Origin of the sequence: Pseudomonas sp. IT-196MI5, from assembly GCF_949767415.1 — a bacterium.
Lineage (GTDB): Bacteria > Pseudomonadota > Gammaproteobacteria > Pseudomonadales > Pseudomonadaceae > Aquipseudomonas.
On record NZ_CATKPZ010000001.1, the window covers coordinates 24,319 to 46,490 of the forward strand.

A 22,172-nucleotide genomic window follows, 5' to 3' on the forward strand; every position below is an offset into this window, starting at 1 on the left:
ACTACTCTCCACCAAGATCGGAAAAGGGTTTGATCCCACTCAATAATCCATATAAACCGTGCAACGGCACGGGCAACCAGGTGGGGCGATTTTCCGCCTCATAGGCCACTTCATACGCCGCCTTCTCCAGACCGAACAGCGCCAGCGCGGCATCCTCGCCTTCTGGATCTTGCCATGCATGGGCAAGACTAGCTGCCGCCAGCCGATAAGCGTCGACAAATGCTTGCCGCGCTTCGCTCGAGTAGCGATCGGTGACCCGCAAGCGCGCGGCAGCGGCTGTCGCGGTGTTATCGACGCTCTGCACGTTGATCGCCATCGCCGCCGCATAGTCGAAGGAACGCAGCACACCGCTGACATCCTTGTACGGGCTGTGTTTGCCCCGTCGTTCATGCAATGGCCGCGCCGGTTCTCCTTCAAAGTCGATCAGGTAGGCATCGCCCTTGATCACCAGCACCTGCCCCAGATGCAGATCGCCGTGCACACGAATGCGCAGGCCACCTGCAGTCTTTTTGCCTAACGCTTGCACATGGCCGAGGATGGCTTTTTTGTTGTCCAGCAAATGGCTGACCAGCGTCTGGTCCGCCGGGTTCAGTTGATTTTTATGCTGCTTGAGCAAGTTCAACGCGTGGTCGATTTGCGCCGCGACATCCCTGGCCGAAGCCAGCGCCTCCTTCGGCGTGGTGACCTGTGGCAAGAAGTCCGGATTGGCACTCGGCGCTGCCAGCACCTGATGCATTTCTCCCAGGCGCCGACCGAGCATACCGGCGAAATCTTTCAGTTCGCCGAGCGCGTTGTAGTGTTGTTCCTGCTCGGACACGGCGTCGGCCAGCTCATCGCGCAGCGCCCGTTCGAGGTTGTTCTGCGTCCACTCCCAGGCGTCGCCCTGATTGTTCAGATAGCCTTGGGCGATCATCAGCAGATTGTCTTCACCCGCCGCATCACGGCGCACCACCGCACCCAGCAATGGCGAGATATTGCTGAACCCGGCGTTGGTCAGATACGCGCTCATTTCCAGTTCCGGATGCACGCCTGAGGCGACCTTGCGGATCAGCTTCAGCACCAGGCTGTTGCCGATCACCACCGAGCTGTTGGACTGCTCGGCCGACAGGTAGCGCACCGGGGACTCGGCATTGAGGCCGAGTTTTTCAAGCTCCGCGGTGGACTCGAAGCGAATGTCGCCATCACTGGATGCCAACACGGTGCCGGCCTGAATGCCCTGTAATACGGCATGCACAAAGGTGTCCAGGCTGAAGGCATCGGTGATCAGGCCGACCTGACGTCCACGCCGTACCCGCGACAACGCCAACTGCTGCGGCAACGGAGTGCCGACCTGATCCTCGGAAATAAAGCCGAACGGCAACTGGTAGCGACTGACCTGGCCTGCGCTGGTGACTTTTATCTCACTGAACAGCACCGGATGCTGCGGATCGCCGAAACGCACGCCATAGGCCAGATCGACCTGTTGAATGGCAGCGTCCTTGCCGGCGAACCAGCGGCGGTTCTGCAACCAGTTCGGCAGGATGCTTTGCTCCAGTGTGGTGCGTGACGGCGCTTCGAGCAGCTCTTCCATGCGTTTTTTCAGCACCAGCGTGGTGAAGTCCGGCAGGCTTTGCGCGGGTTCCACGTGCCAGCTCGGCATCTGGTTTTCCGCGGCGAGGCCAAACCAGTAAAAGCCGTAGGGCGCCAGCGTCAGAAGGAAATTCAGCTGGCCAATGGGCGGGAACGCATTACCCCCGAGCATTTCCACCGGCACCATGCCGACGTAGGCCGACAAGTCCAGCTCGGCGGCTTGGGCACTGCGCGACACATTGGCCACGCACAGAATGACTTCGTGCTTGCCATCCACCCCGGTGTATTCACGGGTGTAGGCCAGAATCCGTCGGTTGCTCGGCGAAAGCATCCTCAATGTACCGCGCCCGAAGGCCTTGGATTGCTTGCGCACGGCAAGCATGCGCCGGGTCCAGTTCAACTGCGAATGCGGATCGCCGGCCTGGGTTTCGACGTTGACCGACAGGTAGCCATATTGCGGGTCCATGATCGGCGGCAGCACCAGGCTGGCCGGGTCGGCGCGGGAGAAACCGCCGTTGCGGTCGATGGACCATTGCATCGGCGTGCGTACCCCGTCGCGGTCGCCGAGGTAGATGTTGTCGCCCATGCCGATTTCATCGCCGTAGTACAGGGTCGGCGTGCCGGGCATCGACAGTAGCAGGCTGTTGAGCAGCTCGACCCGGCGGCGGTCGCGCTCCACCAAAGGCGCCAGACGCCGGCGAATGCCCAGATTGATCCGAGCCCGGCGGTCGGCGGCGTAGTAATTCCACAGGTAGTCGCGTTCCTTGTCGGTGACCATCTCCAGGGTCAGCTCATCGTGGTTGCGCAAGAAGATTGCCCACTGACAATTGGCGGGAATATCCGGTGTCTGGCGCAAAATGTCGGTAATCGGGAAGCGATCTTCCTGGGCCAGCGCCATGTACATGCGCGGCATCAACGGGAAGTGAAAGGCCATGTGGCATTCGTCGCCGTTCAGGCCTTTTTTATCGGTGTCGCCGAAGTACAACTGGGTGTCCTCCGGCCATTGATTGGCCTCGGCCAGCAGCATGCGGTCGGGGTAGTTGGCATCGATTTCGGCGCGGATCTTTTTCAGGACGTCGTGGGTTTCCGGCAGGTTCTCGTTGTTGGTGCCATCGCGTTCGATCAAGTAAGGGATCGCGTCCAGGCGCAAGCCGTCGATGCCCATGTCGAGCCAGTAACGCATCACCGACAGCACCGCTTTCATCACTTGCGGGTTATCGAAGTTCAGGTCCGGCTGGTGGGAGTAGAAACGGTGCCAGAAGTATTGGCCGGCGACCGGGTCCCAGGTCCAGTTGGACTTTTCGGTGTCGAGGAAAATGATGCGGGTGCCGTCGTATTTCTGATCGTCATCGGACCACACGTAGAAGTCCCGGGCGGCTGAACCTTTTTTGGCCTTGCGTGCGCGCTGGAACCACGGGTGCTGGTCGGAGGTGTGGTTGATGACCAGTTCGGTGATCACCCGCAGGCCGCGTTTGTGCGCCTCGGCAATGAACCGCCTGGCATCGGCCATGGTGCCGTAGTCACTGTGCACGCCACGATACTCGGCGATGTCGTAACCATCGTCGCGCCGTGGCGAGGGATAGAACGGCAACAACCAGATGGTATTGACCCCGAGGTCGGCGATGTAGTCGAGCTTGGCGATGAGGCCGGGAAAATCGCCAATCCCGTCGTTGTTGGAGTCGAAATACGATTTGACATGAACTTGATAGATCACCGCGTCCTTGTACCAGAGCGGGTCCTTGATGAACGTGGCTGCCTTGGGTTTCTTCGCCATGTGAAACTCCTGGTGAATTCGATAAAGCCGCTGGGCCGTTCGCCTGCCTCGAACGCGATGACTTACCTGTGGGAGCGAGCTTGCTCGCGATGACGTCAGCACATCCAACATCAATGTGTCAGACAGTTCGCCATCGTCGGAACGCCGCCCGGAGCAATCTCGCTCCCACAGGTTCAGCGTCTAGGCAGTTATCCTCCAAATCCCGAACGGCTGGTACGCCGGGTCGATCCGCATGAACTGCTGCTTGCCGTGCCAGGTCCAGCGATGGCCATTCATCAAATCTTCACCCTGGGTGCTGGCGTCATCGGGCAGGCCCATTTCCCACAACGGCAACTCGAAGCTCGCTTCCTGCACGTTGTGCGGATCGAGGTTGACCGCCACCAGAATGAAATTGCTGCCGTCAAAGCTGCGTTTGCCGAAGTACAGGATGTTGTCGTTCCAGGCGTTGTAGACCTTCAGTCCCAGATGCGTGTGCAGCGCCGGGTTCTGCCTGCGGATGCGGTTGAGCTGGGCGATCTCGGCAATGATGTTGCCCGGCGCGTTGAAGTCCCTGGGGCGGATCTCGTACTTCTCGGAGTCAAGGTACTCCTCCTTGCCCGGCACCGGCGCCGACTCGCACAACTCGAAACCCGAATACATGCCCCACAGACCCGAACCCATGGTCGCCAGCACGGCGCGGATGAGGAACCCGGGACGCCCTGAGTCATGGAGAAACGCCGGGTTGATGTCCGGTGTATTGACGAAAAAGTTCGGCCGGTAGCATTCGCGCCACGGCGATTCGTTGAGCTCAGTGAAGTAGCTCGCCAGTTCGGCCTTGGTGTTGCGCCAGGTGAAATAGGTGTAGCTCTGGGAATAACCGACCTTGCCCAGGCGCGCCATCATTGCCGGGGTGGTGAAGGCTTCGGCGAGGAAGATCACCTCGGGGTACAACGCCCGTACATCGGCGATCAGCCACTGCCAGAACGGCAAAGGCTTGGTGTGCGGGTTATCGACGCGGAAGATCTTCACACCCTCCTCGACCCAGCCCACCACGATGTCGCGCAGTTCCACCCACAGGCTCGGAATCGCCTCGGGGGCATAGAAGTCGACGTTGACGATGTCCTGGTATTTCTTCGGTGGGTTCTCGGCATATTTGATCGTGCCGTCCGGCCGCCAGTTGAACCAGCCGGGGTGTTGCTTGAGCCAAGGGTGGTCCTGGGAACACTGGATGGCAAAGTCGAGGGCGATTTCCAGGCCATGGGCCGCAGCGGCCGCCACCAGTCGCCGGAAGTCTTCGCGGGTACCCAACTGCGAGTGAATCGCCTCGTGGCCGCCCTCCTCGCTACCAATCGCATAAGGACTGCCCGGATCATCGGGGCCCGCCGTCAGGGAGTTGTTCGGGCCTTTGCGGTAGCTGCGCCCGATCGGATGAATCGGCGGGAAATACAGCACGTCGAAGCCCATGTCCTGAATCATCGCCAGCCGTGAATGCACGTCATTGAAGGTGCCATGGCGCGCCGGACTGTCGGTGATCGAACGCGGGAACAATTCATACCAGCTGGCGAACTGCGCCAGTTCGCGCTCCACATCCACCGGGTACTCCGGGCTCAGGCTCAGGAAAGCACGATGATTAGAGCGAGCCATGAGGTCGGCACTACGCGGGTGCAAAAACAGCGCGACCTGCTCGGCTTCGAGCAGTCCTGACAGTTCATGGTGCAAGGCCGCCAGTTGCTCGCTAAGTGGCCCTTCGCTGCGTTCGGCGGCTTGTTGTACATGAATCCGCCCTTCCTGCAATTCCAGGCTGACGGGCACCGCCGCCGCATGCTTCTTTTCCAGCTCATAGCAAAAACTGGCGAACTGATCGATCCAGGCTTCGATACAGAACAGATAACGGCCCTGGCTCTCGACACGGAACTGCCCTTGCCAACCGTTGTTGCCCAGATCGTTCATGACCGCGCTTTGCCAGACGTCCTCGTCCTCGGCCCGCCAGCGCACGCGAACCGTCAGCTTGTCATGCCCGTCGGCAAATACCTTGGCGGTCACCACCATGTCCTGCCCCACCACGGCCTTGACCGCGAACTGCCCGCCTTCAAGGGTCGGCATGATGTTTTCCATGACGATACGCGGCAGCAACAACGCCTGCGACAGCGGCATGTGCGGGTTGTAGCTCAACTCAGTCGGTTTTTCAGCCGTCATCGAGCCTCTCTCCTGACGCCCCATGGACGCGCATGTGTCTGGTCGCCATCCCGCTGGACTGTCCGCCCCGGGATGCACTTACTTAGGTTCCGAGCGACAGTCGCCGGGAAAGTTTCATCTGCAATTTGCGTAATCAAGTCTTTGGCGCAGCGGTTAACCCAGTAGTCCACCTACTTAAGCACGACTCACGCCATGTGCCAGTGGAGGTTTGAACAATGAACAATCCATTCCTGGCACGATCCCACCGCCAAGAGAAGAATCGCCAACGACGATGTCGCCGGTGATGGTGAATCTGCAATGAAGACGGTTGATCGCTCCTGCGTCGAAAGCAGGGAAGATCATAAAAAATGTATGACTCTTCCCAAGAACGCGTAGTACCGATCCTAAAGCGGCAATTCTGCCCGCCCGACACTTTACGAAACGCATATCCCACGCCTTATATAGCCATCACTCCGTCAGCATTGAGCGTGGCCAGCCATGAAAACGTTTTTTTCCAGCGTCAGCGAACTCACAGACAACGCTAGCGCACAGCACCACGCGCTCAACCGTGAACGACCAACCGACGGCTGGCCTCCCTTTGAAAATATTCAATTACGAATTCCTTTGCTTCGAAGCCGAACGCCCTCCCTCGGAACCATCAACCAGAAGCTCAATCATCAGGGATCTGGAGAATCATCTGCTGCACGGTGATATTGACTACAGCCAGCACGAACTCTCGGAAACCCCAAGCAACGAGCAGGAATCAGGTTGTGAAAAAACCTCCGCTGACAGGCAGGCGCGGTGGTTGGACGCCGGCACTTGAAAGCCACCGACAGTGATTCGGTGATTTGACCGAGATTGATCAGCGCCTGCCGCCGCTGTTTTAGATGGCCTCCTGCGCTCAACTGTGACGGGTGCTTCAAGTTGTCGCAGGCCGTGCGTCCAGTACCATCTGATCCGCTTTTTAATGCAATACCTGAGCCTGTTATGCAAACAGATCGCCGCTCATAGTGCTCATGCCTGATGGAGGCTGATGAGCGAAAGACCATGAGCGAGAGAATCCCCGTCCGAACCGTAGAAACATTCGAGCCTTCGCGTCCAAAGATGAAGGCCAAATCCAGCGACAACCACATTCACACCCGCAGCTTCACCGGGTTGTTCCGCAACCTGCGCATCAGTGGTGCGGGTTTTCTGTTTTTGCTGTTTTTCGGCACCGTGTGGTTGAATTGGGGCGGCCGCCAGGCGGTGCTCTGGGATCTTTCCGAAAGCAAATTCCATATCTTCGGCGCAACTTTCTGGCCGCAGGACTTCATCCTGCTCTCGGCGCTGTTGATCATTGCTGCCTTCGGCCTGTTTGCGATCACCGTGTTCGCGGGACGGGTCTGGTGCGGATACACCTGCCCGCAAAGTTCGTGGACCTGGATCTTCATGTGGTGCGAGAAGATCACCGAAGGCGAACGCAACCAGCGGATCAAGTTGCAAGCTGCGCCGTGGGGCCTGAACAAACTGATGCGGCGAGCGGCCAAGCACACCTTGTGGCTGGCCATCAGCCTGCTGACCGGCCTGACCTTCGTCGGCTACTTCACGCCGATCCGGCCGTTGGCCGAAGAGCTGCTGACCTTGCAAATGAGCGGCGTCAGCCTGTTCTGGGTGCTGTTTTTTACTGGTGCCACGTACATCAATGCCGGTTGGCTGCGTGAAGCGGTGTGCATGCACATGTGCCCCTACGCGCGGTTCCAGAGCGTGATGTTCGACAAGGACACCCTGACCATTTCCTACGACGTGGCCCGGGGCGAAAACCGTGGCCCGCGCAAACGGGAAGTCAAACCCGCCGAGGTCGGTTTGGGCGATTGCATCGATTGCCAGCTCTGCGTACAGGTCTGCCCGACCGGCATCGACATTCGCGATGGCTTGCAGATGGAATGCATCGGTTGCGCCGCGTGCATCGACGCCTGCGACTCGATCATGGACAAGATGGGCTACGCCCCAGGATTGATCAGCTATACCTCCGAGCATCAGTTGCAGGGTGGCAAGACCCACCTGCTGCGTCCGCGCCTGATCGGCTACACCGCCGTGCTGCTGGTGATGATCGCCGCCCTGGTGGTGGCGCTGATGGAACGGCCGATGGTGTCGCTCGACGTCAGCAAGGACAGGGGGTTGTTCCGCGAGAACAGCCAGGGGCAGATCGAAAACATCTACAGTCTGAAGGTGATCAACAAGACCCAGCAGCGTCAGGACTATCAATTGAGCCTGGTCGATGCCGATGGTTTCGAGCTGCGGGGCAAAACCGGGTTGAGCCTGGCACCGGGCGAGATTGTCGATGTGCCGGTGTCGGTGGCGATGCTCACGGAGCGTCCGGCCAGCAGCTCACAGAGCATCGGCTTCAAGGTGGTCGACAACGATGAGCCCGACGTCTACAGCGTGGCGAAGAGCCGGTTTGTTGCGCCGATGAATCGCTGAACCTTTACACTGCGGTCCTTGTGAAATGCGTTCCCCTGTGGCGAGGGGGCTTGTCGGAACGCCGCACCGCCCCGTTGGGTCGCGAAGCGGCCCCAAAATGGGACTGCTGCGCAGTCCAACGGGGGCAAGCCCCCTCGCCACAGACAAGCCCCCTCGCCACAGTTAATCGAATCGACTCCATTGCGGGACACCGATGAAACGCTACGAAAAATTCGCCGACGACATCGCAGAACTGATCCGCTCCGGCGTCCTCGGCCCGGGCCAGCGTGTGCCCTCGGTGCGCTACGCCAGCCAGACCTACGGCGTCAGCCCGTCGACGGTGTTCCAGGCCTACTACCTGCTGGAACGTCGCGGGCTGATCCGCGCTCGCCCGCGTTCCGGCTACTTCGTCAACGCTCATGCACCTCGACCGTTTTCCGAACCGGTGATCAGCAATCAGGTCAACGAATCCACGGAAGTCGACGTCAGCGAACTGGTGTTCTCGGTGCTCGACTCGATCAAGGATCCGAACACCGTGCCCTTCGGCTCGGCGTTCCCCAGCCCGACCCTGTTTCCCCTGCAACGCTTGTCCCGCTCCCTGGCCAGCGCCAGCCGCGAGATGGATCCGCGCATGGTGGTCACCGACATGTCGCCGGGCAACCCGCAACTGCGCCGGCAAATCGCCCTGCGCTACATGGTCGGCGGGCTGATGCTGCCCATGGAAGAACTGCTGATCACCAACGGCGCGCTGGAAGCCCTCAACCTGTGCCTGCAAGCGGTGACCCAACCCGGCGACCTGGTGGCCATCGAAGCCCCGGCGTTCTATGCCTGCCTGCAAGTGCTCGAACGCCTGAAGCTCAAGGCCGTGGAAATCCCCGTGCACCCGCGCGACGGCATCGACCTCGGTGTGCTCGAGCAAACCCTGGAGCGCCATCCGATCAAGGCCTGCTGGTGCATGACCAGCTTCCAGAACCCCATGGGCGCGACCGTGCCCGAGGCAAAGAAACAGCAGCTTGTGGAACTGCTGCGCCGCCACCAGGTGCCGCTGATCGAAGACGATGTCTACGCCGAACTGTATTACGGCCAGCAAGCACCGAAACCGGCCAAGGCCTTTGATACCGAAGGCCTGGTGATGCACTGCGGTTCGTTCGCCAAGAGCCTGGCCCCCGGCTACCGCATCGGCTGGGTCGCCGCCGGGCGCTATGCGCAGAAAATCGAACGACTGAAACTCATGACCTCACTCTGTGCCTCGATGCCGGCCCAGGCCGCCATCGCCGACTACCTGCAACACGGCGGCTACGACCGGCACCTGCGTAAATTGCGCCACGCACTGGAAGACCAGCAAAGCGCCATGCTCGCCGCCATCGCCCGCTATTTCCCCGCGCAAACGCGGGTCAGCCAACCGGCGGGCGGGTACTTTTTGTGGCTGGAATTGCCGGAACAGATGGATTCGCTGAAGTTGTTCCAGATGGCGTTGGCGCAAGGCATCAGCATTGCACCGGGGCCGATTTTCTCGCCGGCGCAGCGGTTCAGGAATTGTATTCGGTTGAATTATGGCAGCCCGTGGGATGAGGCTGCGGAGAAGGCGATGGAGACGTTGGGGCGGATTGTGCGCTCGTTCTGACAGCACCATGTCGTTTGATAGATGGCTATCGCGAGCAAGCTCGCTCCCACAGGTTTCTCCGTACACACAAGATTTGTGAGCAGTTGAGATCCACTGTGGGAGCGAGCTTGCTCGCGATGAGGCCAGAGCAGACAACGTCTGTCTCAGGAACTAACGCCCACCACCAAGATCGACGAAAGTCCCCGTCGCATAAGAAGCCTTGTCCGACAACAACCAGACAATCGCCTCCGCCACCTCATCCGGACGCCCGCCCCGGGCCATCGGAATCGCCGATTCCAGTTTGCTGACCCGGTCCGGATCGCCGCTCAAGGCATGGAAATCGGTGTAGATATAGCCCGGGCGCACGGCATTGACCCGAATCCCCTCGCCCGCCACTTCCTTGGACAGGCCGATGGTGAAGGTGTCCAGTGCACCTTTGGAGGCAGCGTAGTCGACGTACTCGTTGGGCGCGCCCAAACGCGAGGCCACCGAAGACACGTTGACGATGCTGCCACCCTGCCCGCCGTGCCTGGGCGACATGCGCAGGATCGCATGCTTGGCGCAAAGGATCGGCGCCAGGACGTTGGTTTTCATGATTTTGAGAATGCGGAACTCGGACATCTCGTCGACCCGGGACTTTTGCCCGACGGTGCCGGCGTTGTTCACCAGCGCGGTGACACGGCCCAGTTCGTTGTCTACCCGATTGAACAGCGCGATGACCTCGTCTTCGATGCTGACGTCGGCCCGTACTGCAATGGCTTGCGCACCGAGGGCGCGGACTTGCTCGAGCACGCCGAGTGCAGCCTGTTCGTCGGCCTGGTAGTTGATGCAGATCCGATAGCCCTGCGCGGCGGCCAACAGAGCGGTGGCGGCACCAATGCCGCGGCTACCGCCGGTGATGACGATGACTTTGTCCATGCGAGCTTTCCCCCCAATCAAAGCTTAAGCGGTCGGGGGCAAGAATAACCGCCATTGACGGTTTTTGCATGGCTTCGGTTGTGTTTGCTCGCGAAGCAGGATGACGCGGTCGATCAGGCGAGTTCCAGCAGCTCCGCGCGGTGAATCTCGTTCATGAAACGCTCGGCCGGCAACGGATGCCCGAGCAAATAGCCTTGCAACGAATCGCAACCGAGTTGAGTCAGGAAGTCCTGCTGCACACCCGTCTCCACACCTTCGGCGACGATGCGCAACCCCAGCGCCTGGCCGAGGGCAACGATGGCCGAAACGATGGCGGCGTCATCGCTGTCGTGCTCCAGGTCGCGGACAAAACCGCGGTCGATCTTCAGTTCGTTGGCCGGCAGGCGCTTGAGGTACATCAAGCTCGAATAGCCAGTGCCAAAATCGTCGATGGACAGGTCGACGCCCATTTCCGACAGCTCCTGAAGCACCGTCATGCTCGCATCGGCATCGCTCATGGCGGTGGTTTCAGTGATTTCCAGGGTCAGGCTGTTGGCCGGCAGTTGGTGTGTCGCCAGCGCTTTGGCGACGCTCTGGACCAGCCCGGCATGACAGAACTGGATCGCCGACAGGTTCACCGCAATGCGCCAATCGGTGTAGCCCGACACGTACCACTCGCGCATCTGGCGGCAGGCTTCGTTGAGTACCCATTCGCCGATCGGAATGATCAGGCCGGTTTTTTCCGCCATTTCGATGAATTTGTCCGGCAACAGCAGCCCTTGCGTCGGGTGCTCCCAGCGCAACAAGGCCTCGGCGCCCACCGGACGGCCATTGGCGGCGTCGAACTTGGGCTGGTAATACAGGCTGAATTCCTGCTGTTCCACGGCATTGCGCAAATCCTGCAGCAATTGCAGCTGTTTGCGGGCGTTGCTGTTCATCGAGGCATCGAAAAAGCTGTAGCCGTTTTTACCCGCGCCCTTGGCGTGATACATCGCCGCGTCGGCGTTCATCAGCAACTCGTGGGCGGACTGCCCATTACCCGGGTAGAGCGCGATGCCGACGCTGGCGGAAATGTGCAATTCATGTTCGGCAACCCGGAACGCCCGCGCGATCAGCCCGACCTGGCGGGCCGCCAGGTTCAAGGCGTCGATCTGCTCGCTCAATTGCACCAGCAACACGAACTCATCGCCGCCGATCCGCGCCAGGGTGTCCTGGCTACGCAAGTCTTCGCGCAGGCGCAAGGCCACTTCGCGCAACAGCAAATCACCCATATGGTGACCAAAGGCATCGTTGACCGGTTTGAAGCCGTCCAGATCGATGAACATCAGGGCAAAGCAGCCACCCTGTTCCCGGACCCGCGACATGGCCTGATCGATACGATCGGCAAGCAACATCCGGTTCGGCAACCCGGTCAGGGTGTCATGCAGAGCCAGTTGGGTCAGTTCCCGGTTGGCCTCGGTCAGCGACTCGGCCAGGCTCGCGGTGCGGGCCTCCAGGCGCGCATCGAGGATCGAGGTCAGCAAGGCGATGCTCAGCACCGCCAGCGTGGTGACCAGCACCAGATTGTCCAGGCCCTTGCCGCTCAGGCCATTGACCGCCGCCCCGCAAAAACTGCCATCGGCAAAGCGCGCGGCGGCCATGCCGGTGTAGTGCATGCCGACGATGGCGATACCCATGATCACGGCGGCACCACCACGGATCAGACGGACATAAGGCGTTTGCTGGCGCAGGCGCAAAGCAATCCACAATGCCGCGCCCGATGCACCGACCGCGATCAGAAGCGAAGTGCCGAACAGCGTCGGATCGTAGTCGATGCCCGGTTGCATGCGCATGGCGGCCATGCCGGTGTAGTGCATCGCACTGATGCCGGCGCCCATGACCAACGCGCCAAAGGCCAGCTGCCAGGCCGGCAATTGCGGTTGGCTGACCAGCCACAGCGCAAAACCGCTGGAGAGCACGCCAATCAGCAGCGACAACAGGGTGATCGTGCCGTCGTAGCCCAGATCGATCGGCAACTTGAACGCGAGCATGCCGATAAAGTGCATCGACCAGATGCCGATGCCCATGGCAATGGCCCCGCCCGCGGTCCACAAATGCACGGCGCGACCTTTGGCAGTGGCAATGCGTCCGGTCAGGTCGAGTGCGGTGTATGAGGCGAGAATCGCGACACAGAGCGAAATGATGACCAGGGTGGGGGAATAGCTACCGATGAGCATGGGGACTTCTCGCGCATGCCCCCGTCAATTGCATTGATTCTCGCTGGGGGGCAAATGCGGCGATTGTACTGATTCCAAATGAGAACGCACTCACAAAATTAGCAAAAGGCCACCAGTCCGATGAAACGCTTGTTTTAAGGTTTTACATTAACTCCCTTCAAGCTGCTGGCGCCACAAAACCTGTGGGAGCGAGCTTGCTCCGGGCGGCGTTCCGACGATGGCTGCGTCACATTCAGCATGGATTTTGCCTGACCCACCGCTATCGCGAGCAAGCTCGCTCCCACAGGGATTGCAGCGTGCGTGAGATTGCGCTACCGGCTATCGCTCACCTGAAGCTGTCCATCCCAGCCACCTCCCAACGCGGCAATCAACTGCACGCTGGCAATCAGGCGGCTTTGCAGCAGGTCCAGGTTACTGCGCTCATTGCTCAGCGCCGCCGCCTGGGTCACCACCACATCGATGTAGGCAATCAAACCGGCCTTGTACTGGTTCTGGGTCAGGCGCAGCGATTCACGGGCGGCGTCCAGTGCCTGTTGGCGCACGACGGCTTCGTCTTCAAGCACCTTGAGCTGCACCAGGAAGTTTTCCACCTCGCGGAATCCGTCCAGCACAGTCTGGCGGTACTTGGCCACCGTTTCGTCATAGGCCGCTTCACTGCGGTCGACTTCCGCCGAGCGCTGGCCGCCGTCGAACAGGGTCATGGCCAATTGCGGTCCGACCGACCAGAAGCGGTTTGGCAGGCTGATCCAGTTGGCATAGGTGCTGCTGCTGTAACCGCCGTTCATGTTCAATGTCAGGTCGGGGTAATAGGCGGCCTTGGCCACGCCGATGTTGGCGTTGGCGGCCATCACCGAACGCTCGGCCGAAGCAATATCCGGGCGCCGCTCCAACAACTGCGAAGGCAAGGCTGGCGGCACTTGCGGCAACGGCGGAATGTCCTGGCTTTCCGCCAGGCTGAACTGCGAAGGCGGCAGTCCGATCAGCACGGCAATGGCATTTTCGAACTGGGCGCGCTGCCAGATCAGGTCGACCATATCGGCTTCGGTGCTTTTGAGCTGCGTCTGGGCCTGGGCCACGGCGTCCTTGCCGGATACGCCGGCGCGGTACTGGTTCTCGGTCATCTTCAGCGAGCGCTGATAAGCCTCGACCGTGTCCTGGAGCAAGCGCTTCTGGCCATCGATCACGCGCAATTGCAGGTAGTTCTGCACCAGTTCCGACTGCTGGCTCAAGCGCATCGCGGCCAGATCGGCAAAGCTGGCCTGGGCATTCGCGGTGTCGGCTTCGAGGCCCCGGCGCAGCTTGCCCCATACGTCCGCTTCCCAACTGACGCCCACCTGGGCGGAATACGTGTCGCGAATACCGCTGGACGAACTGGTCAGGCTGGAATTGCTGCTGCCAGTGCCCTGGCTTGAGCGGTTCTTGCTGACGTTCAGGTCGCCCGTCGGGAAAAACGCCCCGCGTGCGCTACGCACCAACGCCTGGGCCTGGCGGTACTGGGCTTCGGCCTGGGCGACGGTCTGGTTGGCGCTGTTGAGCTTTTCGACCAGGTCGTTGAGCTGCCGGTCACCATACAACTCCCACCAGGCGCCGCGCGCCAGGGCATCGCTCGGATTGGCCTGACGCCAGCCCTCTGCGGCCTTGTACTGCGCAGGTTCCGCGGTTTGCGGGCGCTGGTAATCCGGGCCGACGGCGCAGGCACTGAGCATTGCCACGCACAGTGACAGGCTCAACAGACGCGAGCCTCGAGCCATGAGCAGCGGTGCAGCCAGGTTGAAAAGCGAACGTTCAGTCATAGCGGAGTTTCCAGAGCAGCATCGGTACGCACCCCACGCCATTTATTGAAGCGATGGCGCAGTTTGTCGAGATAGAGGTAAACCACCGGGGTGGTGTAGAGCGTCAGCACCTGGCTGAAGATCAGTCCGCCGATGATGGTCAGGCCCAGTGGCTGGCGCATTTCCGCCCCTTCGGCACGGCCCAGCAGCAACGGCAAGGCACCGAGGATCGCCGCCAGGGTGGTCATCAGAATAGGTCGCAAACGTTGCAGGCAGGCACTGCGAATCGATTCCAGGGGCGCCATGCCCTGGTGTCGCTCCAGCTGCAACGCCAGGTCGATCATCAGAATGGCGTTTTTCTTGACCACGCCGATCAGCAAAAACAGCCCCAGCAGCGAAATCAGGCTGAACTCGCCGCCCAGCGCATAGATCGACAGCAACGCGCCGACCCCGGCCGACGGCAGCGTGGACAGGATGGTCAGCGGATGAATGTAGCTTTCGTACAACACGCCGAGCACCAGATACACCGCCACCAGCGCACCGAGAATCATGAACGGCTGGCTTTTTTGCGTGGCGGCAAAGGCGTCGGCGGTGCCGGCCATTTTCACGATCACGTCTTCCGGCAGGCCGACCTTGGCAATCGCTCGTTCAATGGCGGCACTGCCCTGCTCCACAGTTACGCCTTCGGCCATGTCGAAGGCAATGCTTTCCGAAGCGAACTGGCCTTCGTGGCTGACCCGGTCGTTTTCCAGGCTGTTTTCGTAATGGGCGATGGTCGACAGTGGAATCCGCGCGCCATCAGCGGTGATCACCTGGACCTGCTTGAGAGTGATCGGGTCCTGGGCGTATTTCGGATTGACCTCCATCACCACCTGATACTGGTTGAGGCTGTCGTAGATGGTCGAAATCTGTCGCTGACTGTAGGCGTTGTTCAGCACCGCCGTGACCATGTCCATGTCGACGCCCAGGCGCTTGGCCTGGTCGCGGTCGACGATCAGCGTCACTTGCCGGGCGCCCCGGCCTTCCCGCGCATCGATCGCCGTCAGCTCCGGCAAGGCCCTGAGCGCGGTGACGACTTTCGGATACCACTCGCGCAACGACCCCAGGTCACCGCTTTGCAGGATGTAGGAATATTGCGAGGAGGTCTGCTCGCGGCCGCCGCCGAATTGCAGGTCCTGGTCAGCCATCAACATCAGTTGTGCGCCTGGCACTTTAGGCATTTCCTTGCGCAGACGCTCGATGACCTTTTGCGCGGAAATGTTGCGTTCCTTGATCGGCTTCAGGCGCACCAGCATGAAGGCGTTATTGGTGCCGTTGCTGCCGCCAATGAACCCGGCGACGCTTTCTACCGCCTCATCCTTCAACACCGCCCGGCGGAAAATCTCCATCTTCGGCTGCATCACACTGAACGACAGGCCGTCGTCGCCGCGCACGAAACCGATCAGCTGGCCTGTATCCTGCTGCGGCATAAATGTTTTAGGAACAACCACATACAACGCGATGTTCACACCAATTGTCACGAATAGACTGAGCAAGGTCAGGCGCTTGTGACGCAGCACCCAGTCGAGGCTGGTGGCGTATTTGCCAACCATCCAGTCGTTGGTCCGCCGGCTCCAGCGTTGCAGGCGGTTCTCCTGCCCTGGCGTGTGCGGCTTGAGCCAGCGGGCGCAGAGCATCGGGGTCAGGGTCAGCGACACCAGCAGCGAGACCACGATGGCCGCCGCCAGGGTGATGGAGAATTCGCGGAACAGGCTCTCGATGATCCCGCCCATGAACAGGATCGACAGGAACACCGCCACCAGCGACACGTTCATCGACAACAAGGTGAAGCCGACTTCCTGGGCACCGAGGTACGCGGCCCGCATCGGCCGCACGCCTTCGTCGATGTGCCGGGAAATGTTCTCCAGCACCACGATGGCATCGTCCACCACCAGCCCTGTGGCCAGGATCAGCGCCATCAGCGACAGGTTGTTCAGCGAAAAACCGTAGAGGTACATCACGGCAAAGGTGCCGACCAGCGACACCGGCACCGCCAGGGTCGGAATCAGCGAGGCGCGGAAGTTACCGAGGAACAGGAACACCACCAGGATCACCAGCGCCACGGCGATCAGCAGGGTCATTTCCGCTTCGTGCAGCGTGGCCTTGATCACCGGCGAGCGGTCCATGGCCAGGTTCAGCTTGACGCTGGCCGGCAACACCGCCTGCAACGCCGGCAACTGGGCCTTGATCTCGTTGACCGTCTCGATGATGTTGGCGCCGGCCTGCCGGTTGATCACCAGCAGCACCGCCGCGTCATCGTTGAAGAAGCCGCTGTTGTAGCGGTCCTCGACGCCATCGCTGACCTTCGCCACATCCTTCAGGCGCAGGGCTGCGCCGCCGTTGTAGTGGATGATCAGCGACTCGTAGTCCTTGGCTTTTTCCAACTGGTCGTTGGCCTGGACCTGCCACAGCCGCTGATCGTCTTCCACCGAGCCCTTGGGCCGGCGCACGTTGGCATTGGCGATGGTGTTGCGCACATCGTCCAGGGCCACGCCATACTGGTTGAGCAACTGCGGTTCGAGTTCGATACGTACCGCTGGCAGGGAACTGCCGCCGATCTGCACCTCGCCGACGCCCTGCACCTGGGACAGGCTCTGGGACAGGATCGTCGAGGCCAGGTCATAGAGCTGGCCTTTTTCCAGCACATCCGACGTCAGCGACAGCACCATGATCGGCGCCTGGGACGGATTGACCTTCTTGTAGGTCGGCATGCTGCGCATCCCGCTGGGCAGCAGGTTGCGCGAGGCATTGATGGCCGCCTGCACTTCCCGCGCTGCGCCGTTGATGTCGCGGTCGAGGTCAAATTGCAGAATCACCCGGGTCGATCCCTGGCTGGACCGGCTGCTCATGGTGTTGACCCCGGCAATGGCGCCGAAAGAGCGCTCCAGCGGTGTGGCCACGGTCGATGCCATCACCTCGGGACTGGCCCCGGGCAGGCTGGCCTGGACCACGATCACCGGAAAGTCCATTTGCGGCAGCGGCGACACGGGCAACAAACCGAAGCTCACGCCCCCCAGCAGCATGATCGCCAGACTCAGCAACATGGTCGCGACCGGGCGCTTGATGAAAGGGCCTGAAAGATTCATCGCTGTTGCCCCACTGTGGGAGCGAGCTTGCTCGCGAAAGCGGTGGACCGGCCAACAATGATGTTGAATGTACGGGCCTCATCGCGAGCAAGTCGGATCGCCGCACCGTCGCTCCCACAGGTTGTGCGGGGCGTCATACCGCCGTCTCCTGAGCGCCGGTCTTGCCAAATCGCCGACCGAGACGGTCGAAATACAGATAGATCACCGGCGTAGTGAACAGGGTCAGAACCTGGCTCAGCAGCAATCCGCCAACCATCACCAGACCCAGCGGCTGGCGCAGTTCTGCGCCGGAACCGGTGGCCAGCATCAATGGCACGGCACCGAACAGCGCGGCCAGGGTGGTCATCAGGATCGGCCGGAAACGCAGCAGCGCCGCCTGATAGATCGCCGTTTGCGGGTCCATGCCCTGGTTGCGCTCGGCGTCGAGGGCGAAGTCGATCATCATGATCGCGTTCTTCTTCACGATGCCGATCAGCAGAATGATGCCGATGATCGCGATCATGCCCAGGTCATTGCCGGTCAGGATCAACGCCAGCAAGGCGCCCACCGCCGCCGACGGCAAGGTCGAGAGAATGGTGATCGGGTGGATGTAGCTCTCGTAGAGCACGCCCAGCACGATGTACATGGTCACCACCGCCGCCAGAATCAGCAGCAAGGTGCTCGACAACGAAGCCTGGAACGCCTGCGCCGCGCCCTGGAACTGGGTCTGCACGCCAATCGGCATGCCAATGTCCTTCTGCACCTGCTCGATGATCTCTACCGCATGCCCCAGCGCCACGCCCGGTGCGAGGTTGAAGGACATCATCACCGCCGGAAACTGGCCGATGTGGGTGATCGCCAGTTGCGCCTGGCGTTCCTCGATATGCGCCAGGCTGGACAGACGCACCTGCCCGCCATCGGTGGTCTTGACGTGAATCTGGTTCAACGCATCCGGGCCGATCTTCTCGCCGGACTGCGATTGCAGCACCACGCGGTACTGACTGGCCTGGGTGTAGATGGTGGAAATCTGCCGCTGGCCAAAGGCGTCGTACAACGCATCGGTGATGTTCGACACCGACACCCCGACCCGCGACGCCGCATCGCGGTCGATCACCAGATAAACCTGCAAGCCCTTGTCCTGCAAATCGCTGGCAACGTCAGTCAGTTCCGGCCGGTCGGCCAGGGCGTCGACCAGTCGCCCGCTCCACAGGCTCAGCAGCTCAGAATCCGGCGAAGACATGCTGAACTGGTACTGCGTGCGGCTGACCCGGTCTTCGATGGTCAGGTCCTGCACCGGTTGCATGAACAGGCGGATGCCGACCAGTTTGTCCAGCTCCGGTTGCAGGCGGGCAATCACTTGCGTGGCACTCAGGTCGCGGTCGTGGTGCGACTTGAGGTTGATCAGCAACCGGCCGCTGTTGAGGGTCGAGTTATCGCCATCCACGCCAATGTAGGAGGACAGGCTCTCGACGGCCGGGTCGGTCAGAATGACCTTGGCCAGTTCCTGCTGGCGCTCGCTCATGGCGGCGAATGAAATCGATTGCGGTGCTTCGGAAATACCCTGAATGACGCCGGTGTCCTGCACCGGGAAAAATCCCTTGGGCACCACCATGTACAGCAATACCGTCAGCACCAAAGTGCCAATGGCCACCATCAAGGTCAGCGGCTGGTGCTTGAGCACCCACTGCAACTTACGTCCGTAAGCGGCGATCATCCAGTCGATGAACGCACCGCTGGCACGGTAGAAGCGCCCCTGCTCTGCTTCCTTGGGTTCACGTTTGAGCAACCGCGCGCACATCATCGGCGTCAGGGTCAGGGACACCACCAGGGAAATCAGGATCGCCACCGCCAGGGTGATGGCGAATTCGCGGAACAAACGCCCGACCACGTCCGCCATGAACAGCAGCGGGATCAGTACGGCGATCAGCGACAACGTCAGTGAGATCAGCGTAAAGCCGATCTGCTTGGCGCCCTTGAGCGCCGCGTTCAGCGGGCTGTCGCCTTCCTCGATAAAACGCGCGATGTTCTCCAGCATGACGATCGCATCGTCCACCACGAAACCGGTGGCGATGGTCAGGGCCATCAGGGTCAGGTTGTTGACCGAGAACCCGGCCAGGTACATCACGCCAAACGTACCGATCAGCGACAGCGGTACGGCCACCGACGGAATGATCGTGGCACTGGCGCGGCGCAGGAACAGAAAGGTCACCATGACCACCAGGGCGATGGCGATCAGCAGTTCGTGCTGCACGTCCTTGACCGAGGCGCGGATGGTCTGGGTGCGGTCGGTCAGCACCACCACGTCAAGGCCAGCCGGCAGGTTGTCAGTGATGCTCGGCAGCAGGGCCTTGATGCGGTCCACCACCTCGATCACGTTGGCGCCGGGCTGACGCTGGATGTTCAGCAGCACGGCCTGGTTTTCGTTGGCCCACGCGGCGAGTCGCTCGTTTTCGGCGCCGTCGACGATTTCCGCCACGTCCTTGAGCCGCAACGGCGCACCGTTGGCGTAGGCCAGGATCAGGTTGGCGTAATCCTTGGGCGACGTCAGTTGATCGTTGGCATCGAGCATCGAGACCCGTGTCGGGCCGTCGAAGTTGCCCTTGGGCTGGTTGACGTTGGAGGCGCCAATCAGCGTGCGCACGTCCGACAGGTTCAAGCCATTGGCCGCCAGGGCCTCCGGGTTGACCTTGATGCGTACGGCCTGGCGTTGGCCGCCGGCAATGCTGACCATGCCGACACCGCTGATCTGGGCGATTTTCTGCGCCATGCGGGTGTCGACCAGATCGTTGAGCTTGGGCAACAGCATGGTCTTGGAGGTAATCGCCAGGGTCAGCACCGGCGTATCGGCCGGGTTGACCTTGTTGTACACCGGCGGCGCCGGCAGGTCCTTGGGCAGCAAGTTGGTCGCGGCGTTGATCGCCGCCTGAACCTGTTGCTCGGCCACGTCCATGTTGATGTCGAGGCTGAACCGCAGGGTCAGCACCGACGCCCCGCCGGAACTGGTGGAGGCCATTTGCGTCAAGCCGGGCATTTGCCCGAACTGCCGCTCAAGCGGCGCGGTTACCGCGCTGGTCATGACATCCGGGCTGGCGCCGGGATACAGGGTCATGACGCGAATGGTCGGGTAATCGACCTGAGGCAGCGCCGAAACCGGCAGCAATCGATAAGCGATCACACCGGCCAGAATAATGGCCAGCATGCTCAGCGTGGTGGCTACCGGGCGAAGGATGAACAGCCGCGAGAGATTCATGCGCCGCCCTTTTTCGCCTTGTCGGTGGTCATAGGGTCAGCCGCGTCGGCCGCCGACTTGCCTTGCAGGTGTTCGGTCGGTGTGGCCGGCACGTCCTGGCTGTCGTTGACCACCTCCACCTCACTGCCATCCTTCAGGCGGTCGGTGCCTTCCAGAACAACCCGCTCGCCCGCCGACAGGCCTTCGGTGACCACGGTGTTCACGCCATCGCTGGCGCCGACTTTCAACTGACGGATCCTGACCTTCTTGTCACCGTCCAGGGCATAGGCAAATGTACCGTTGGTGCCGAACTGGATCGCGGCGGAAGGCGCGAGCACTACGTCTTTGAGGGTGTCGGCCAACAGGCGCACATTGACGAACTGGTTGGGAAACAGCGACTGATCGCGGTTCTCGTAACGGGCCTTGAATTTCAGGGTGCCGGTGGTGACGTCGATCTGGTTGTCCAGGCTCTGCAGCACGCCAGTGGCCTGCAATTTGGTATCACCGCGATCCCAGGCTTCAGCCGGCAGCTTGGCGCCGCTGCGATAACGGGCGAGTACGGTGTCGAGGCTGTTTTCCGGAAGAGTGAAGGCCACGCTGATCGGTTGGGTCTGGGTGATGATCGCCAATGCGGTGGTGTCATTGGCAGCTACCAGGTTGCCGACGTCCAGTTGACGCAGGCCGACGCGACCGGTGATCGGCGCGCGAATCCTGGTGAACTCGAGGTTGAGCCTGGCATCGTTGACCGCTGCCTGATTGGTCTTGACCGTGCCCTGGAATTGACCGACCAGCGCTTCGGCGGTGTCCAGGGTCTGCTTGGCAATACTGTCTTCGCGGTACAGGCCGCGATAGCGCTCGACGTCGACCTGGGCGTTTTTCAGCTGCGCCTGATTCTGCAGCAAGGTGCCTTCGGCCTGAAGCAAGGAGTTCTGGTAGGGGCGCGGGTCGATTTCGGCCAACAGGTCGCCAGCCTTGACCATCTGCCCTTCTTCGAAATGGATCTTGACCAGCTCACCGCCGACGCGGCTGCGGACATTGATGGTGTTCAGCGCCGTGACCGTACCCAGCGCCTTGAAGTACAGAGGGAAATCACCGGTGACTGCCGGAGCCACTCGCACCGGTACCGGCCCGGACGCCCCGCCGAATCCAGGTCGCATTCCACCTGACTTGCCGGTATGCCCGGCGACGGCTTTCTGCCCCGCAGCTTCTTTGGGTGCAGCGCTGCCGGGCCAGAATTTCCAGCACAGGGCGGCGATGACCAGCAGGACAAGCAGGCCGAACAGCCAGCGACGAGGACTACGGGAAGCGGAGGATTGCATTGAGTGATCAACCATTGGGCGCGTGGGCTTTTTTTACATGAGGGAACGATAAGCACTGGCGGGTTTTAAGCAAAGCGCCTTTACCGGCAATTTACC

The 22,172-nt window shown here is 61.1% G+C and carries 11 protein-coding genes; 3 read left to right on the forward strand and 8 right to left on the reverse strand.

Annotated features, from left to right (window positions below):
* Position 1: 1 nt before the first annotated feature.
* On the reverse strand, positions 2 to 3,343 hold the full coding sequence (gene treS / locus ACM6IK_RS00080) for a maltose alpha-D-glucosyltransferase (RefSeq protein ID WP_414872610.1): 3,342 nt from the start codon (positions 3,341 to 3,343) through the stop codon (positions 2 to 4).
* A gap of 180 nt (positions 3,344 to 3,523) precedes the next feature.
* Positions 3,524 to 5,518 (reverse strand): alpha-1,4-glucan--maltose-1-phosphate maltosyltransferase, encoded by a 1,995-nt coding sequence (locus tag ACM6IK_RS00085; RefSeq protein WP_414872611.1) that lies wholly within the window; start codon positions 5,516 to 5,518, stop codon positions 3,524 to 3,526.
* A gap of 547 nt (positions 5,519 to 6,065) precedes the next feature.
* Between ACM6IK_RS00085 and ACM6IK_RS00090 the strand changes: the two genes are divergently transcribed.
* The 3 genes from ACM6IK_RS00090 (at position 6,066) to mapR (ending at position 9,560) form a co-directional block, all read left to right on the forward strand.
* Positions 6,066 to 6,320 carry a hypothetical protein gene (locus ACM6IK_RS00090; RefSeq protein ID WP_414872612.1) on the forward strand — a complete coding sequence of 85 codons (255 nt, stop codon included), beginning with the start codon at positions 6,066 to 6,068 and terminating at the stop codon, positions 6,318 to 6,320.
* 224 nt (positions 6,321 to 6,544) lie between these two features.
* On the forward strand, positions 6,545 to 7,957 hold the full coding sequence (gene ccoG / locus ACM6IK_RS00095) for a cytochrome c oxidase accessory protein CcoG (RefSeq protein ID WP_414872613.1): 1,413 nt from the start codon (positions 6,545 to 6,547) through the stop codon (positions 7,955 to 7,957).
* Between the two features lie 193 nt (positions 7,958 to 8,150).
* On the forward strand, positions 8,151 to 9,560 hold the full coding sequence (gene mapR / locus ACM6IK_RS00100) for a GntR family transcriptional regulator MpaR (protein WP_414872614.1): 1,410 nt from the start codon (positions 8,151 to 8,153) through the stop codon (positions 9,558 to 9,560).
* A gap of 150 nt (positions 9,561 to 9,710) precedes the next feature.
* On the opposite strand, the gene ACM6IK_RS00105 is transcribed toward mapR, so the two are convergent.
* The 6 genes from ACM6IK_RS00105 to ACM6IK_RS00130 form a co-directional block, all read right to left on the reverse strand.
* Complete coding sequence (locus ACM6IK_RS00105) at positions 9,711 to 10,457, reverse strand: SDR family oxidoreductase (RefSeq protein WP_414872615.1); 747 nt, start codon at positions 10,455 to 10,457, stop codon at positions 9,711 to 9,713.
* Positions 10,458 to 10,570: 113 nt separating this feature from the next.
* On the reverse strand, positions 10,571 to 12,652 hold the full coding sequence (locus tag ACM6IK_RS00110; protein ID WP_414872616.1) for a putative bifunctional diguanylate cyclase/phosphodiesterase: 2,082 nt from the start codon (positions 12,650 to 12,652) through the stop codon (positions 10,571 to 10,573).
* A 311-nt stretch (positions 12,653 to 12,963) separates the two neighbouring features.
* Complete coding sequence (locus tag ACM6IK_RS00115; protein ID WP_414872617.1) at positions 12,964 to 14,445, reverse strand: efflux transporter outer membrane subunit; 1,482 nt, start codon at positions 14,443 to 14,445, stop codon at positions 12,964 to 12,966.
* Positions 14,442 to 17,549: an efflux RND transporter permease subunit gene (locus ACM6IK_RS00120; protein WP_414872618.1), complete on the reverse strand. Its 3,108-nt coding sequence runs from the start codon at positions 17,547 to 17,549 to the stop codon at positions 14,442 to 14,444. The genes ACM6IK_RS00115 and ACM6IK_RS00120 overlap by 4 nt, the downstream gene beginning before the upstream one ends.
* Positions 17,550 to 17,682: 133 nt before the next feature.
* Positions 17,683 to 20,778: an MdtB/MuxB family multidrug efflux RND transporter permease subunit gene (locus tag ACM6IK_RS00125; RefSeq protein ID WP_414872619.1), complete on the reverse strand. Its 3,096-nt coding sequence runs from the start codon at positions 20,776 to 20,778 to the stop codon at positions 17,683 to 17,685.
* On the reverse strand, positions 20,775 to 22,091 hold the full coding sequence (locus ACM6IK_RS00130; protein WP_414872620.1) for an MdtA/MuxA family multidrug efflux RND transporter periplasmic adaptor subunit: 1,317 nt from the start codon (positions 22,089 to 22,091) through the stop codon (positions 20,775 to 20,777). Before ACM6IK_RS00130 ends, ACM6IK_RS00125 begins: the two co-directional genes overlap by 4 nt.
* Between the last annotated feature and the right edge of the window lie 81 nt (positions 22,092 to 22,172).